Raw genomic sequence first — 17,029 nt, 5'->3', positions numbered from 1 at the left:
TTAAAATTTTATGACCATGGCCATTCCATAGTTTGGTTGGTTGGTAAATGGGTTTATATCTAAATATGGATTGAAGTCAACAGCCAAGTCATCACTAACATTATATTGCTTTAGGTGCGCATCCACATTGGCATCTATAATGTTCAAGGCATAAAGAGCAATGGTGATTACCAAAGCCAAATCTCTATCTCGCTGCGTATTTTCTTGCGCTTCTTGTAGTGCCTCGGAAGATACATCGGGTCCGCTCCCATCTCCGTTCAGATCATAGAACTCATCATCTACAAAACCGGCAAGCCTCCTTTTATAGGCGTTTCGTGCCCTACGGTATTCGGTATTGTTATAGGAATAAACATAAATTCCGGTTCCAATGGCGCCCCAAACAATGGGCGCTTTCCAATAGCGTTTATTGTATATCTGTCCCAGTCCAGGAAGAATGGCCGAATAAAAAGCTGCTTTACTTGGAGCCAGAGGGTTGATTTCCTTTTTTTTACTGACCTCTTCAAAAGTAACACCTTCTCCTGCCATATTTTGGGCAAGCGAGTCCACTTCTTTGGTTTGAGGTTGTTCCTTGCTTTTCTTTTGTTTTTTTTCTTGAGAATATCCTGAGGAAAACAACAAAAATGCAAAGAGCAATAAAAGAAGGTTCTTATTCACCTGTCAACAATTTTTTGATACGCTTAAAATCTTCTTCTGAATGAAAGGGTATCACAATTTTTCCTTTTCCGTTTTTTGATGTGGTAATATCCACTTTGGTGGCGAGGCGTTCCTTGATGGATTCCAAACTATTGGAAACAAACTCGGGAACATCCGAAGTGCTTTTTCTCTGGTCTGAAACAGAAGTTTGCGGTTCTTTAAGAGCTTTTACCAATTGCTCTGTAGCTCTTACGGATAGACCATCTGAAACCACTTTCTCATATATGGAAATCTGTTCCTTTTTCTTATCTATGTTGATAAGTGCCCTACCGTGTCCCATGCTAATAAAGCCGTCCCGCATTCCCGTTTGGATAATGGGATCCAGTTTCAACAAGCGTAAATAATTGGTAATAGTGGAGCGTTTTTTACCAACACGGTCACTCAATTTTTCTTGAGTAATTTCAATCTCGTCAATAAGTCGTTGATAGGAAAGTGCTATTTCGATGGGATCAAGGTCTTGTCTTTGGATGTTTTCCACCAAAGCCATTTCCAAGGATTCCTGATCATTGGCGATACGAATATAGGCCGGAATAGTCTCCAAACCGACCAATTTGGAAGCGCGGAACCTACGCTCACCGGAAACCAATTGGAATTTATTGAAATCCAACTTTCTTACGGTAATCGGTTGAATGATACCCAACTCACGAATGGAACTGGCCAATTCTTCAAGGGTTTCATCGTTAAAATTGGAACGCGGCTGAAACGGGTTGACCTCAATGGAATTGATATCCAATTCCACTACATTACCTATTACCTTATCCGCATTTTTATCAGAAACCGACTTAATATCGTTTTCTGGATCATTTAAAAGAGCGGACAGGCCTCTTCCCAGTGCCTGTTTTTTTGTTGCTTTCGCCATCTAAACTTTCTCCTTGTTTTTCTTCAAAATTTCGTTGGCTAAGTTAAGATAATTGGAGGCCCCTTTACTACTTGCATCATATTTTATAATGCTTTCGCCATAACTTGGAGCTTCACTCAGCCTAACGTTTCTTTGGATTATGGTATCAAAAACCATGTCTGCGAAGTGTTTCTTCACTTCTTCAACAACTTGGTTGGAAAGGCGTAACCTGGAATCGTACATGGTCAACAACATTCCTTCTATGTCCAAATCGTTGTTGTGTATTTTTTGTACACTCTTTACGGTGTTCAATAGCTTGCCAAGACCTTCCAAGGCAAAGTACTCACATTGGATGGGTATCATTACAGAATCTGCCGCCGTAAGTGCGTTCAAGGTCAGCAATCCCAAAGATGGTGCACAATCTATCAAAACAAAATCATACCTGTCACCCAAATTTTTAAGGGCTTCTTTCATCATGTATTCCCTGTTGTCCTTGTCCACCAATTCAATCTCGATGGCAACAAGGTCAATGTGGGCAGGTACCAAATCCACATTGGGAGAATCCGTAGGAATAATCACTTCGTCCACACTCATGGTGTGTTCCAAAAGTTGGTACGTGCCTTTTTCGATAGAGTCAACATCAATACCCAAACCCGATGTTGCATTGGCTTGGGGGTCGGCATCAATCAATAACACCTTTTTTTCCAATACACCTAAGGAGGCCGCAAGGTTTACCGTAGTGGTAGTTTTACCTACACCGCCCTTTTGGTTTGCAATTGCAATAATCTTGCCCATTTCATAGTAAGTTAGGTGCTAAAAATACGATTATTTAGGATGCGATAAAATGTAATTTGTTAACAGAGGGTGAATAACCCCCGCATTCTACGTTAAAGAAAGTTAAAGTTTTATTTGCGAGGTTGTTATACGGGTCAATCCAATAAAATGTTCAGTATTTCTGCGGCTGCCTCTGCGATTTTGGTGCCTGGTCCAAAAACCGCAACGGCTCCGTTGTCCAATAAGTGTTTGTAATCTTGCTTTGGAATTACGCCTCCAACAATGACCATGATGTCTTCCCGACCATATTTTTTCAATTCCTGTACCACTTCGGGGACTAATGTTTTGTGTCCTCCGGCAAGAGAAGAAATCCCCAAAATATGGACATCGTTTTCCACGGCCTGTTTGGCTACTTCAGCGGGCGTTTGGAACAAGGGTCCAATATCTACATCAAAACCAAGGTCGGCATAGCCGGTGGCAACTACTTTGGCACCACGGTCGTGGCCGTCTTGGCCCATTTTTGCCACCATGATACGTGGTCGGCGCCCTTCTTGCTCTGCAAACTTGTCCGCTAATTTGCGGGCATTTTCAAAGCTCTTGTCGTTTTTGATCTCTTTGGAATACACTCCGGTAAAGGATTGAATTTTTGCTCTGTAGCGTCCAAAGGCACTTTCCATGGCGTCACTAATTTCACCAAGGGTGGCACGCTGTTTGGCTGCTTCTACCGCTAAAGCTAACAAATTTCCACGGTAGGAGTTATTTTCCATGGCCTTTTTAGATGCAACGCGGATGTCTTCAAGGGCTTTTTCCACAGCTTCGGAATCCCTACTGTTTCGTATTTCGTCAAGGCGGGCCATTTGCTGCTTGCGGACCTTGGCATTGTCCACTTCCAAAATCTGAAGGTCGTCCTCGTTCTCCAGCCTATATTTGTTTACTCCAACGATAATATCCTGACCACTATCAATACGAGCTTGCTTCTTGGCAGCTGCTTCTTCAATGCGCATTTTTGGTATGCCTTTTTCAATGGCCTTGGTCATTCCGCCCAATTTTTCTACCTCTTGAATCAATTCCCAAGCGTTTTCGGCGATTTCTTGGGTCAATTGTTCCACCTTATGGCTACCTGCCCAAGGATCTACCGTTTTAGTAATATGTGTTTCCTGCTGCAGATAGATTTGCGTGTTTCGTGCTATTCTAGCGGAAAAATCGGTAGGCAATGCAATGGCTTCGTCCAAAGCGTTGGTATGAAGACTTTGGGTTCCTCCAAATGCAGCTGCCATGGCCTCTATGGTAGTTCTGGCGACATTGTTGAAAGGGTCTTGTTCTGTTAAGCTCCATCCACTGGTTTGACTATGGGTTCGGAGCATTAATGATTTTTGATTTTCTGGATTGAATTCTTGTACCAACTTGGCCCAAAGCATACGTCCAGCACGCATTTTTGCAATCTCCGCAAAATGATTCATTCCAATACCCCAGAAAAATGAAAGTCTTGGGGCAAATTCATCAATTTTTAGACCTGCTTTTATTCCAGTTCGAATGTACTCAATACCATCGGCCAAAGTATAGGCCAATTCCATGGATGCAGGGGCTCCTGCCTCGTGCATATGGTATCCGGAAATACTGATGCTGTTGAACCTAGGCATATGTTTACTGGTAAATTCAAAAATATCTGCCACAATCTGCATGGAAGGAGTTGGTGGATAGATATAGGTGTTCCGCACCATAAATTCCTTCAAAATATCGTTTTGGATGGTTCCCGAAAGTTGTTCCATAGAAACACCCTGCTCCAAACCAGCAACAATATAAAAGGCCATAATTGGGATTACGGCCCCGTTCATGGTCATGGAAACGGACATTTTGTCCAAAGGAATTCCGCTGAACAAGATTTTCATGTCCTCGATGGAATCTATGGCAACACCAGCCTTGCCCACATCGCCGACCACTCGGTCGTTGTCCGAGTCATAGCCACGGTGGGTGGGAAGGTCAAATGCTACGGAAAGCCCTTTTTGACCTGCCTCTAAATTTCTTCGGTAAAACGCATTGCTTTCCTCGGCAGTTGAAAACCCTGCATATTGCCGGATGGTCCAAGGACGACGAACGTACATGGTGGAGTAGGGGCCACGTAAAAATGGAGAAATACCCGCGGCAAAGTTTTCGTGTCCGTGGTTTTTGGTTTCTACTGCACTCGAACTTGCGGCCAATTCCATATGTTGAAGGTCTTTTCTACTCATCGTTCAATCTTTTTTGTTCAGAAGCTTCGGCCAATCTTTTTTCGATAATGGGCTCAATGATGGTTTTCCTAGCTTTGGTTTTCACAAACGGATAGAGTTCCAAATCTTCCTTCATGCGGTCTTGCGAATTTTGGAATTTGTTGGTGCCCAGTGAAACTATCTTGCCTTCATCAAAAAGTTGTTGTTCCTTTTCTGCACTTTCTTTTATTTTTCGTTGAACCATCCCTTTTTTCAAACTATCCAAAAAACCACCAGCTTTTTCAATCTGCTTAAAAAGCACCAAGGCTTTCTCTGCTAGTTGATTTGTGAGTGATTCAATATAATAAGAGCCATTAGCAAATTGTGAAGCTTCGGTAAAGTAGCCTTCTTCTTTTAGGAGTAATAATTGGTTGCGCGCAATACGCTCCCCAAACTCGTTGTCCTTATGGTAAATGGCATCGTAGGCCAAATTACAGATGGTATCTGCTCCCCCTAAAACTGCTGACATGCATTCTGACGTTGTTCGCAGCATGTTTACATTATAGTCGTACAGAGTTTTATTGCGTTTGGAAGGTATGGCCAAAATTGTACAATTGCTTTTGATTCCATATTCCGCTGCCAGACTGTTCCAAAGCCATCGCAGGGCTTTAATTTTAGCTATTTCAAAGAAATAGTTGCTGCCCACGGCCACTTTGAAGGTAATTGGTAGTGATTTCTCGGCACCATTTGAAGTTATGTGATTTAAGTATTCATTGGCATGGGCCAAACCATATGCTAATTGTTGGACCATGTTCGCACCCGAATTTTGATAAAGTGACAGGTCAACTCCAATAATTGATATGTCCGAAGTGCCAAGTGAAGCCAATTCGGTCAATAACTTGTGGTCATTTTCCATATTATGGTACCAATTGCCATCTTTTGCCAAATGCTCAATAATATCGAGACTTAAATGAGCCTTTGCCTCTTTCTCTTTGAGGAGAGAAACCAACCTTTTGATGGGTTCCAAGGCCAAAAACTCAAAATCAAAGTAGAGTTCCAGTCCTTCCAAATTGATGCTCGAGAACAGTACTTCAAAATCGGTTTCTTCATTCGGAATGGTGAAAATCAAGCTTTCCACGCCTTTTTCCAGGATTTTCAGGGCTTTCGCATTGGCTTTTTGGGTATCACCGACATAAATGGATTGCCCTACAGACCAATCGTGGTCTTTGGGCAAGGAATAAGAAGGAATGTTCTTTAGGTCTTCTTGATGGTAAAAGGGTTTAACATTGATGCCTTCCAAAGATTCCCAAACCAAGGTTTCATTGTAATCGGCACCTTTGAGGTCCATCTGAATTTTTTGTTTCCATTGTTTGGCGGAAACTTCAGGAAACTCTTGAAATAGGTTGGTATTATTCATCTTGTTTGTTCTTTAGACTATCTTCATATTCAATAAGGAATATTTCTTCATTGTCCTTTTTCATGTAATATTTTTCGCGGGCAAGCTTTTCCAGTTCTTTTTCATCGGACATCTTTTCCAATATTTCCCTGTCCTTGGCGATTTCATTTTTCAGAAAATCTTTTTCCTTTTCCAGCTTATCAATTTCGTTCTCCAATTCCAAATGAATCATCAAGGAGTTCGTGTCAAAAAACACCATCCAAATCACAAAAATGGTCAATACCAATATGTAGGTATTGGTCATGATTTTGAACCATTTCTTTTTTCTCAACTCCTTTAGGCCCATGTTACGAAAGTTTATTGTTGATAATGGTCCTGACAACATCCACGGCAACCGTGTTATAACGATTGTTCGGTATAATGATGTCCGCAAACTCCTTCGAGGGTTCAATAAATTGAAGGTGCATTGGTTTTACAGCGGTTTGGTACCTTGTGAGCACCTTGTCCAAATCATGACCTCGTTCCCTAGTATCTCGCTGTAACCTTCTTATTAATCGCTCGTCCGAATCGGCATGTACGTATATCTTTATATCGAACATATCCCTTAATTTAGGATTGCTCAACACCAAAATTCCCTCTACGATCATCACTTTTCGGGGAGGGGTAGGAATGGTTTTCTTCATTCGTGTTTCTTCTACGAATGAATATATTGGCGTGTCGATAGTTTTTCCCTGTTTTAAAAGTTCAATATGGTCAATCAACAGGTCAAAATCAATGGAATTCGGGTGGTCAAAATTCACTAAGGCCCTTTCCTCTTTGCTCATATGGGAAAGATCATTATAGTAGGAATCTTGAGATATTACACCTACTTCGTCTGTGGGCAATTGCTCCACAATCTGGTTTACCACCGTTGTTTTACCGCACCCTGTGCCACCGGCAATCCCTAAGATCAGCATAGTTCAAATTTTGACATCAAAAATACGCAAATGATTATATCTCCTGCCTATTTTGGATACAACATAATTAATGATTACAAATAAAGAAATTAATGAGCATTGTCATAATTATTCCTGCTCATTAGGTATAGCTTTGTATGGTTTTTAATGCATTAACCTTTATATTTATCAAGCTAACCAATGGAAACTTCTTTTATGGATAATTCTTATTCTGTCAAGGTAGGGGATGACTTTGACTTTAAACTTTCCAAGGACACTATTTCTTCGTTGGATTTAATCAAGACTGGTGATGGAACCTTTCATTTGTTGAAGGACGGGAAATCATACCATGTAAAAATTTTGGATTCCGATTTTAATAAAGGAATCTACACCATTAGTATTGATGGGAGTGAACACCAGGCCTCCATCCAAACTCCCCTGGACGAACTGATTGAAAAAATGGGTTTCGCCACCAATGGCAGTAAAAATATAGATTCTATTGCTGCACCTATGCCGGGATTGATTTTGGATATTTTGGTGGAAGAAGGCCAAGAAGTTAATGAGGAAGACCAATTGGTCATACTGGAAGCCATGAAGATGGAAAATATTATTACCTCCCCAAGAAAAGGTGTGATCAAAAAAATAGGTGTATCGAAAGGTGACGCCGTTGACAAGAAACAATTGTTGATTGAATTTCAATAAAACATCATGAAAAAAATATTGATCGCCAATCGTGGCGAAATTGCGGTTCGGGTCATGAAAACCGTAAGAAAGATGGGTATCAAGACCGTGGCTGTTTTTTCGGAGGCGGATAGGAATGCTCCCCATGTACAATTTGCTGACGAAGCTGTTTGTATTGGTGAAGCACCTTCCAACCAATCGTATTTGCGAGGGGATAAAATTATAGAGGTGGCCAAAGAACTCCATGTTGATGGAATTCACCCAGGATACGGATTTTTAAGTGAAAATGCCGATTTTGCCGAAGCGGTCGAAAAGAGTGGTATTACCTTCATCGGTCCAAAATCCAAGGCCATTCGAATTATGGGAAGCAAATTGGCCGCTAAAGAAGCTGTAAAAGCCTACAATATTCCTATGGTGCCCGGTATTGATGAGGCCATAACCGATGTGGACAAGGCACATGAAATTGCCAATGAAGTCGGGTATCCCGTATTGATAAAGGCCTCTGCAGGTGGTGGTGGTAAGGGAATGCGGATTGTAGAGAAAGAAGAAAATCTGGAATCCGGAATGAAGCGGGCCATCAGCGAAGCTACCTCTGCTTTTGGAGATGGTTCCGTTTTTGTAGAAAAATATGTAACATCACCAAGGCACATCGAGGTACAGGTAATGGCCGATACGCACGGCAATGTGCTCCATTTTTTTGAAAGGGAATGCAGCGTGCAAAGGCGTCACCAAAAAGTGGTGGAAGAAGCTCCTTCATCCATTTTAACGCCAGAATTGCGTGAGGAAATGGGTATAGCTGCTACTAAAGTAGCTAAGGCCTGTGATTATATTGGTGCCGGTACGGTTGAATTTTTGATGGATGCCGACCACAATTTCTACTTTTTGGAAATGAATACCCGTCTACAAGTGGAACATCCCGTTACCGAATTGATTACGGGTGTAGACTTGGTAGAATTGCAGATAAAGGTGGCCCGTGGAGAAGAACTTCCCATGAAACAGGAAGATCTTAAAATCAATGGTCATGCCGTGGAGCTTCGGGTATATGCCGAAGACCCCTTGAATGATTTCTTGCCCAGTGTAGGGAATTTGGAGACGTATCAATTGCCAGTAGGTGCAGGAATAAGGGTAGACAATGGTTTTAAGGAGGGAATGGATATCCCGATTTACTACGACCCCATGTTATCCAAGCTTGTTACCTATGGTAAAACCCGCGAGGAGGCCATTGAGTTGATGCTCGATGCCATTCAAAATTATAAAGTGAAAGGGGTACAGACCACTTTGCCTTTTGGAAGTTTCGTGTTTGCACATGAAGCTTTCCGATCTGGCAATTTTGATACCCATTTCGTGAAGAATTATTATTCTCCAGAGAAAATCAAGGAGCGGACGGCCAACAAAGCAGAAGTTGCCGCAATGATTGCCCTATATCAATTTCTGGAAGACAAAAAAATAGTACGATTACCTTCAAACTGAATCCTATGGATCCCAAAATAAAAGCACTACAAGAAAAAATAGCAGAAGCCCATTTGGGTGGAGGCGAAAAACGTATTGAAAAGCAACATCAAAATAAAAAACTGACGGCCCGCGAAAGAGTCCTTTATTTTTTGGATGAAGGCTCTTTTGAGGAAATGGGTATTTTGGTGACCCATCGTACCACCGATTTTGGTATGGACAAGGAAATGTATTACGGTGATGGGGTGGTGACGGGCTATGGAACCGTAAATGGAAGATTAGTGTATGTATTTGCCCAAGATTTTACCGTTTTCGGAGGTGCACTTTCCGAGACCCATGCCGAGAAAATTTGCAAGGTCATGGACTTGGCCATGAAGGTCGGTGCTCCTATAATCGGGTTAAACGATTCTGGGGGAGCCCGTATTCAAGAGGGGGTGAAATCCCTTGGAGGATACGCCGATATTTTTTACCGTAATGTGCAGGCATCTGGAGTAATCCCACAGATTTCGGCCATTATGGGACCTTGTGCGGGGGGTGCCGTATATTCTCCCGCCATGACTGATTTCATTATTATGGTGGAGGAAACCAGTTACATGTTCGTTACCGGACCCAATGTGGTAAAAACGGTAACCAACGAAACCGTAACTTCTGAGGAGTTGGGAGGAGCTAGTACCCACGCAGTAAAATCAGGTGTAGCCCATAAAACTTCTAATAATGATGCTACTTGCTTGGATGATATTCGAAATTTGTTGGACTATCTGCCCCAAAACAATAAAGAAACCACGCCCTTATTGCCCTACGAGCTTGGTGATGAAACGAGGGAAGAATTATCCAGTATAGTCCCCGACAACCCTAACAAACCATACGATATGCACGATGTGATCAATGGCATTATCGATGGGGATTCGTTTTATGAAATTCATAAGGATTTTGCGGAAAACATCATTACCGGTTTTGCTAGATTAGGGGGAAGGAGTATTGGGGTTATTGCCAATCAACCCATGTTTTTGGCAGGGGTTTTGGATGTGAACAGTTCCACAAAGGCAGCCCGTTTCACCCGTTTTTGTGATTCTTTCAATATTCCATTATTGGTTTTGGTGGATGTTCCCGGATTTTTGCCCGGAACGGACCAGGAGTGGAGCGGAATTATTATGCATGGGGCAAAATTGCTGTATGCTTTGAGTGAAGCGACCGTGCCACGAGTTACTGTGATTACCCGTAAAGCTTATGGCGGTGCTTATGACGTAATGAACTCTAAGCACATTGGTGCCGACTTCAACTTTGCTTGGCCAAGTGCCGAAATTGCCGTAATGGGGGCTAAGGGTGCCAGTGAAATCATTTTTAGACGGGAAATTGCAGCTGCGGACGACCCAGAAGCCAAATTAAAGGAGAAGGAGGCCGAATATGCCGATAAGTTTGCCAATCCTTACCGTGCTGCCAAACGCGGCTTTATTGATGAGGTGATTCTGCCCAAAGATACCCGAAGCAAATTGTTGAAAACTTTTGCCATGCTAGAGAAAAAAGAGGTGCAAACCCCTTGGAAGAAACATGGTAATATTCCTTTGTAATTTGGTTGAGGGGTTAAAGGTGAAGGGTTGGTATCAAATAGTAGTGATTTTTACTAAAATCTGACACCTTCTTCTACAAGAATACGGTTTTACCCGTTTTAACGGATTCATCCGCGGCCAATACAATTTTAAGGCTGTTCACCGCATCATTTAAATGATCGGTAAGGTCACGTCCGTTTACAATGGCATTCAGCAGGTATTCCTGTTCCAGTAAACATAGCCAATCATGGTCAGGTTCGTCCGCTGTACTAATGATTTCGTCTTTTTTAACAAAATTTCCATTAGCATCGAGTTCGCTGTGATGCAATTTTAAGCTACCTGTTTTGGTGTGGCCCTCAATATCTTCAGAAGCCCCTTTGTCTGTATCACTTATGGAAACACAGCCCTTTGGACCAATTACATCCTTGATAAAAAATGCAGTTTCGCTCATCATGGGCCCCCAACCTGCTTCGTACCACCCCACGGAGCCATCCTCGAATCTTACTTGTAACTGTCCGTAATTGTACATATTGGAATCCACTTCGTCGGATAGGTGCGCACCAATAGCGGAAACACTAATGGGCTTGGAACGTGTCATGGAACACATCACATCCACATAATGCACCCCACAGTCGACTATGGGTGACATGGACTGCATTAACTGTTTATGGGTGTACCATTGCTCCCCAGAGCTTTGTTGGTTCAAGTTCATTCTCATTACCAAAGGCTTTCCTAGGGTTTGTGCCATTTCGGTAAACTTGGCCCATGTGGGATGAACCCTTAAAATGTAGCCCACCACCATTTTCCTTCCTTGTTTTTGGGAAAGGTCAACCAAATTTTGGGCTTCTTGCACGGTTAATGCCAATGGTTTCTCCACAAAAACATGGGCATTGGCTTCCAAGGCCATTTTTACATAATCAAAATGGGTGTCCGGATAGGTGTTTATGGAGACGACATCCGGTTGGGTCGTTTTAAGGGCACTAGCATAATCTGAAAAGGTAAGAGCTCCATCCAATTCTTTGGAAAGTCGCTCGCGACTATTGGCTCCACGACTTACCAATCCCACAATTTCAAACCCATCCAATTTGTGGTAGGCACGGGCATGGGAGGTTCCCATATTGCCACAGCCTACAACCAAAGTCTTTAATCGTCCCATTATTCTGATAATTTACCATTAAAGATAGTATTATCTGAATTTTTGAATGGATTTGGAAGGTGATGTTCCCTTAAATACCAGGGATAATCTCAAACTACAACGTTGGATGTGTTTTCTTATCATTAAACCTTTCTTAAATGCTTTACCGATTCGGCAGGTATGCCTAATTTTGCAGGATGCAAAAGGTAAATCAAAAACCCAATTTCGAGTTTGTGGCCATGATGGCCGCTTTGATGTCTATCGTAGCCTTGGCTATAGATGCCATACTTCCAGCAATTTCTAACATCGGTATAGCCATAAACAGTACTGATTCTACGGATAACCAATTGTTGGTCACAATGATTTTCTTGGGGCTTGGAGTGGGACAATTGTTTTTCGGGCCAATATCCGACAGCTTTGGAAGAAAGCCCGTGGTTTATATTGGTTTTGTTATCTTCTTGCTGGCAAGTGTGATTTGCTTGTATGCACCATCTTTGGAGATTATGATAATAGGAAGGATTTTACAAGGGGTCGGACTTTCTGCCCCTCGAACCATTGCCATCTCCATTATCCGAGACACTTACGAAGGAGATTATATGGCAAAAATAATGTCGTTTGTAGTGGCGTTCTTTATTTTGGTGCCGGTCGTGGCGCCCGCCATTGGTAAATTGATATTGGATGTAGCCGGTTGGAAATCCATCTTTTATGTGCAAATGGTATTTGTACTTGCAGTTGCAATTTGGTTTTGGAAACGACAAAAGGAAACATTGCATCCAGAGTATAAAATCCCGTTTACGGGACACGTATTTATTGATGGGGTAAAGGAGTTTGTAAAATACAAAGAGACTGTTGCTTTTACCTTGACTTCGGGATTGGTGACCGGAGCATTTTTGGTGTATTTAAGTTCAGCCCAGCATATTTTTGAAGACCAATATGCCCTAAAGGAAATGTTTCCTTACATTTTTGCAGGACTGGCCGTTTCCATTGGGCTTTCTACATTTTTGAATGGAACTTTAGTAATGCGGTTTGGGATGAGAAAACTATCCTTAATGGCTACCATTGTATTTTGTGTGATAGCCATAGTATATTCAATATTGTTTTTGAATTCTCCAAACCCAAGTATTTATGTATTGGTTGGATTTTTATCTATCCAGTTTTTCTGCCTTGGTTTTATGTGGGGAAATTTCCGTTCGATTGCTATGGAACCTATTGGTCACATTGCGGGAATAGGGGCGGCAATTAACGGGTTTGTGTCCACATTACTTTCCATTCCCATTGCAACCTTTATTGGGGAATTTGTAAAAGATACTGTATGGCCTCTATTTGCAGGTTTGGCCATTTGTGGACTTTGCGCATTGGCTATTTTTCTTTTGGTCAATAAACCCAAAAGAAAACGTGTGGCCATGACTTAATTTTCTTCGGGAAAAAACACCTTGCCGCTACACGAATCGGAAGTGGCACCTGTAACGGATTTCAATACATTGGTTTTTCCTTCCAAGCGGAGTATTCCCATTAATGCAAAGACGAGAGCTTCTTTATAGGCAATCAACGTTTTGTTGGGAACTACAACTTCAATACTTGAGCCCAGTTTATCTTGAAATGTATCCATAAAGAATTGATTAAGTGCGCCTCCTCCCGTGGCCAACAACTTACTGTTGGATTTGCCATTGTTCTTATGCTCAAGGGCGGCAAATGCAATCTGTTCACAATTATGATGGATGAACGTATGCAATAAATCCTCATTGGAAATCTTGGAAGCTTCAATCAACGGGACAATCTCGGAAGTGAACCACTCATACCCCGTGGATTTAGGATAAGGTAGCTGATAGTACCCCAAATTGTTGAGTTTTTGAAGCAACGTAGGGTCTAATTTTCCCGAACGGGCCAATTTCCCATTTTCATCATAAGCCAACCCCATTTTATGGGTAATGTAATTTAAGGGCATGTTGGCCATACCAATATCGTAAGCGATTCGTTCACCATCTTTTTCAAATGAAATATTACTGATGCCACCCAAATTCAGACAAAAATCATAATCATGAAACAACAATTTGTCGCCAATGGGAACCAAAGGGGCACCTTGTCCATTTAATGAAACGTCTTTGGTTCTAAAATCGCACACCACTTGCATGTCGGAGGTATTTGCCAAGAGTTGCCCATCACCTAATTGAAACGTAACGCCATCTTCTGGTCGGTGGTGCGAAGTATGGCCGTGACTCGCGATAAAATCAACCTCTTCTCCCAATTCATCTATAAATAACTTGGACTGTTGCCCCAACCAAATACCATAATCTTTGTGGAGTTGTTCATGATCTTCCTCGGAAAGATGAATGGCATTTTTAAGGTACTCCCGCATTTCATCAGAATAATCGATTTCAGCAGTTTCTTTGATAGAAAAATTCCATTTCCCATTTTCTTCCCAAATATGACAATAGGCTATGTCCAGCCCATCTAAAGAAGTGCCGGACATGAGTCCCAAGACTTTATAAATTCTCATGGTCCAAAGGTTTTTAATTGGATGGGAAGATTGCCCTTGGCTTCAATTTTGCCTAAGAATTGTTCGAAAGCAACTTCTTGAAACTGTGGAAAGTCCTGATACACCAATACCACATTGGATGATGGCTTCAATTTTAAGATATCCAGCACGTAGGGATTTCCAAAAAGGTAGATCAAGGTGTTTCTTTCTTCCACCAATTTATGAATGGTTCTCAATGTCTTTTCATCAAACCCAAATTGGTTCTTGGGTTTTACAGCAGGGGGGGAGATGCTTAGCAACACATTTTGATTATTGGAGTTCAATGCAGCGTCCAAATCAACGACTCTTGAACCGAAATGAGATGAAATTTGCTTTGAAAAGCTGTTGTTCTTTCCAGAACTTACCGAAACATTGAGAAAATCAGATGACTTTATTTGTTCAGTGACCAATGCATCACCGTACAATTCGGTGATGCTTTTCTCTGCAATTTCCTGATTTAGTTTAGCATGAATGTTATTATCAATCTTTTTCCGCTCAGCTACTTCCGTAAATACCTTTTGTTTAAGGTCCCATACCCTTGCAAAACTATCTTGAATTCGTTTTTCCGAGGTTGCCTCTAAAATCTTTCCAATTCCTTCCTCCACATTTTCACTAAAACAGAGTACATCCATACCCGCATCAAAAGCAGCTTTTTCCAACGCTCCTTTTTGAGGGTATTTTTTTGAAACGGCATGCATGTTCAAAGCATCCGAAATTATAACTCCATCAAAACCCAATTGTTTTCTTAGCAAGCCTGAAATGATTTTATGAGAGGTGGTAGATGGGTTCTCTTCATCTAACTGGGGTAGGAGCAAATGGCCTACCATCACAGAGTCCACACCGGAGTCAATTATTTTCTTGAAGGGATACAGCTCATTTTCCATGAGCTCGTCCATCGATTTATCAATTACGGGCAGTCCCAAATGGGAATCCGTTGCTGTATCGCCATGTCCTGGAAAATGCTTGATGGAATTTAGCGTTCCACTTTTGGCCATTCCTTTAATGAATGCTTCAGCCTTATCAAAAACACGTTTCCTATCATCTCCAAAAGAACGATATCCAATAACAGGATTTTCTGGATTGTTGTTGATATCGACCACAGGGGCCAAATTCCATTGTATTCCAGCTTGTCTACAGTCGTTCCCGATCGCTTCGCCCACTTTAAAAATAAGGTCATTGTTGTTTTTCAATGCACCCAACGTTATGGCATAAGGGTATTGCGGCGTGTTTTCAATACGCATGGCAAGTCCCCATTCGGCATCGATGGCTACAAGCAAAGGTGTACTGGCAGCTTTTTGATATCGTGCAATAAGCTCCAACAATCGGTCGTAGCTTTTCTCGTTGTGCACAATTTTTTTCCTCCCTTCAAAATTGGTGGCGGCACTGGCCCTGCTATGGAAAAAACATATGGAACCGACATGGTGTTCCTTGATGAGTTTTTCCATTTTCTGGACTTCTTCCTCGGTATCGTTAATGAATACAGCAGGCATAAACAATTGCCCCACTTTTTGCCTCAGGGTCAGTGTTTCTTTCGGAAGAGTATATGTTCGATGGGTGTTAGTCATTGGATTCAACTGTTTTTTTACCGTAATCTGCAGGGTATTTTAAATAGCGAAGCACCAAAAATGCGGGTAACGCAGCAATAACCACCCAAATAAAGAAACCGTCGTAGCCCAACCATTCCTGAATGTATCCGCTCAACATGCCTGGTAGCATCATACCTAGTGCCATAAATCCTGTGGCAATGGCGTAGTGAGATGTTTTGGAAGCGCCTTCGGCCACATAAATGAGGTACATCATAAATGCAGCAAACCCGAAGCCATACCCAAATTGCTCAAGAACCACGGTGCCGACAACGGCATAAATACTGGTGGTTTTCGTTATGGCCAAAAGTGCGTAGAGTGCGTTGGGCAAATTGAGGGCCAAAAGCATGGGAAGCATCCATTTTTTAAGACCATCTCGAGAAATTAAAATTCCTCCCAAGATTCCTCCAAGTGACAACATGATGACACCTACTGTACCATAAATAGTACCTACGGCTTCTGTGGAATAGGCCAATCCGCCCACTTCCAAATCATCCAGTAAGAAGGGGGAGGCCATTTTTACCAATTGTGATTCTCCCAAACGATACGTCAATACAAACAAAAGGGCCACACCGATTTGATGTTTTTTAAAAAAAGTGGTGAACACTTCAATAAAGCCGGCCGGTTTTTCTTTGGATTCTGAGGCAGACTCTTCAAACTTTGGTGCGGTAAAAAAGTTGGAAACAGTTAGTGCAATCATCAATACTGCAGCACTTATCATAGTTACTGACCACGCTTTGGTGTTGTCTCCGTATTGGTTTTCCAAAAAGCCGGCAAAAATTACCAGTAATCCTTGCCCTGTTACCATAGCCAATCTGTAAAATGTACTTCGAAGGCCAATAAAAAAGGATTGTTTTTTCTGGGTGAGGCCGATCATGTAATAACCATCAGAAGCAATATCGTTGGTTGCGGAGGCAAAGGCAGCCATCCAAAAGAAAGCCAAAGTGATAAGGAAGAATGAGTTTGAGGGCAAAAAAAGGCCTATACCCAAAAATGCCAGGGAAATGATCAATTGCATACCCAAAAACCATTTTCTTTTCGTGCCATTTAGGTCAACAATGGGACTCCACAAGGGTTTTATGACCCAAGGGAGGTATAGCCAACTCGTGTACAATCCTATTTCCGCATTGCCAATGCCCAATCGCTTGTACATGATTACGGAAACTGTTACCACAAGAATGTAAGGGATTCCTTGGGTAAAGTATAAAAAGGGAATCCACAGCCAAGCATTTTTGTCTTTTGGAGCTACATTCATTTATGATGGTTTTATTTGTACGGTTGGTTTTTTATTTTTTGA

At 41.9% G+C, this 17,029-nt stretch carries 15 protein-coding genes; 4 read left to right on the top strand and 11 right to left on the bottom strand.

Annotated features, from left to right (window positions below):
* The 7 genes from ACQQ5U_RS08490 to udk all read right to left on the bottom strand — a co-directional run bounded on the left by ACQQ5U_RS08490 (position 1) and on the right by udk (position 6,843).
* Positions 1-654 (bottom strand): DUF5683 domain-containing protein, encoded by a 654-nt coding sequence (locus ACQQ5U_RS08490; protein WP_437396726.1) that lies wholly within the window; start codon positions 652-654, stop codon positions 1-3.
* Positions 647-1,552, bottom strand: a complete 906-nt coding sequence (locus ACQQ5U_RS08485) for a ParB/RepB/Spo0J family partition protein (protein WP_437396725.1) — start codon at positions 1,550-1,552, stop codon at positions 647-649. Before ACQQ5U_RS08485 ends, ACQQ5U_RS08490 begins: the two co-directional genes overlap by 8 nt.
* Entirely contained in the window at positions 1,553-2,326 is a 774-nt protein-coding gene (locus ACQQ5U_RS08480) for a ParA family protein (RefSeq protein WP_437396723.1), read from the bottom strand. It abuts the gene before it with no gap.
* 134 nt (positions 2,327-2,460) lie between these two features.
* Positions 2,461-4,509, bottom strand: coding sequence for a methylmalonyl-CoA mutase (gene scpA / locus ACQQ5U_RS08475; protein ID WP_437397173.1), 2,049 nt, complete (start codon positions 4,507-4,509; stop codon positions 2,461-2,463).
* 16 nt (positions 4,510-4,525) lie between these two features.
* The gene (locus ACQQ5U_RS08470) at positions 4,526-5,908 is read right to left on the bottom strand and encodes a methylmalonyl-CoA mutase subunit beta (protein ID WP_437396721.1); all 1,383 of its coding nucleotides are present in this window, start codon (positions 5,906-5,908) and stop codon (positions 4,526-4,528) included.
* The gene (locus ACQQ5U_RS08465; RefSeq protein ID WP_437396719.1) at positions 5,901-6,233 is read right to left on the bottom strand and encodes an FtsB family cell division protein; all 333 of its coding nucleotides are present in this window, start codon (positions 6,231-6,233) and stop codon (positions 5,901-5,903) included. The genes ACQQ5U_RS08470 and ACQQ5U_RS08465 overlap by 8 nt, the downstream gene beginning before the upstream one ends.
* A 1-nt stretch (position 6,234) precedes the next feature.
* The gene (gene udk, locus ACQQ5U_RS08460; RefSeq protein ID WP_437396718.1) at positions 6,235-6,843 is read right to left on the bottom strand and encodes a uridine kinase; all 609 of its coding nucleotides are present in this window, start codon (positions 6,841-6,843) and stop codon (positions 6,235-6,237) included.
* A gap of 195 nt (positions 6,844-7,038) precedes the next feature.
* Between udk and ACQQ5U_RS08455 the strand changes: the two genes are divergently transcribed.
* Genes ACQQ5U_RS08455 through ACQQ5U_RS08445 form a run of 3 tightly spaced genes read left to right on the top strand, consistent with a single transcriptional unit; the run spans position 7,039 to position 10,520 of the window.
* A complete protein-coding gene (locus ACQQ5U_RS08455; protein ID WP_437396716.1) occupies positions 7,039-7,524 on the top strand; it encodes a biotin/lipoyl-containing protein in 486 nt (161 codons plus the stop codon).
* 6 nt (positions 7,525-7,530) lie between these two features.
* The gene (gene accC / locus ACQQ5U_RS08450; protein WP_437396715.1) at positions 7,531-8,973 is read left to right on the top strand and encodes an acetyl-CoA carboxylase biotin carboxylase subunit; all 1,443 of its coding nucleotides are present in this window, start codon (positions 7,531-7,533) and stop codon (positions 8,971-8,973) included.
* A 5-nt stretch (positions 8,974-8,978) separates the two neighbouring features.
* Entirely contained in the window at positions 8,979-10,520 is a 1,542-nt protein-coding gene (locus ACQQ5U_RS08445; protein ID WP_437396714.1) for an acyl-CoA carboxylase subunit beta, read from the top strand.
* Between the two features lie 73 nt (positions 10,521-10,593).
* Here the strand turns inward: ACQQ5U_RS08445 and ACQQ5U_RS08440 are convergent, their stop codons facing one another.
* Positions 10,594-11,655: a Gfo/Idh/MocA family protein gene (locus ACQQ5U_RS08440; protein ID WP_437396713.1), complete on the bottom strand. Its 1,062-nt coding sequence runs from the start codon at positions 11,653-11,655 to the stop codon at positions 10,594-10,596.
* 176 nt (positions 11,656-11,831) lie between these two features.
* Between ACQQ5U_RS08440 and ACQQ5U_RS08435 the strand changes: the two genes are divergently transcribed.
* Positions 11,832-13,046: a multidrug effflux MFS transporter gene (locus tag ACQQ5U_RS08435; RefSeq protein WP_437396711.1), complete on the top strand. Its 1,215-nt coding sequence runs from the start codon at positions 11,832-11,834 to the stop codon at positions 13,044-13,046.
* Here ACQQ5U_RS08435 and ACQQ5U_RS08430 read toward each other — a convergent pair.
* From ACQQ5U_RS08430 to ACQQ5U_RS08420, 3 genes are read right to left on the bottom strand one after another with little or no spacing between them, the layout of a single operon-like run.
* Positions 13,043-14,131, bottom strand: coding sequence for an anhydro-N-acetylmuramic acid kinase (locus tag ACQQ5U_RS08430; protein ID WP_437396709.1), 1,089 nt, complete (start codon positions 14,129-14,131; stop codon positions 13,043-13,045). The two genes, ACQQ5U_RS08435 and ACQQ5U_RS08430, sit on opposite strands and share 4 nt — an antisense overlap.
* Positions 14,128-15,714 (bottom strand): glycoside hydrolase family 3 protein, encoded by a 1,587-nt coding sequence (locus ACQQ5U_RS08425; RefSeq protein ID WP_437396708.1) that lies wholly within the window; start codon positions 15,712-15,714, stop codon positions 14,128-14,130. The genes ACQQ5U_RS08430 and ACQQ5U_RS08425 overlap by 4 nt, the downstream gene beginning before the upstream one ends.
* On the bottom strand, positions 15,707-16,987 hold the full coding sequence (locus ACQQ5U_RS08420; RefSeq protein ID WP_437396707.1) for an MFS transporter: 1,281 nt from the start codon (positions 16,985-16,987) through the stop codon (positions 15,707-15,709). Before ACQQ5U_RS08420 ends, ACQQ5U_RS08425 begins: the two co-directional genes overlap by 8 nt.
* Positions 16,988-17,029: the final 42 nt, after the last annotated feature.

The organism is Flagellimonas lutimaris (assembly GCF_051494225.1).
Lineage (GTDB): Bacteria > Bacteroidota > Bacteroidia > Flavobacteriales > Flavobacteriaceae > Flagellimonas > Flagellimonas lutimaris_A.
The sequence above is the reverse complement of the archived record's forward strand: the minus strand, read 5'-3'. Positions and strand labels throughout refer to the sequence as shown.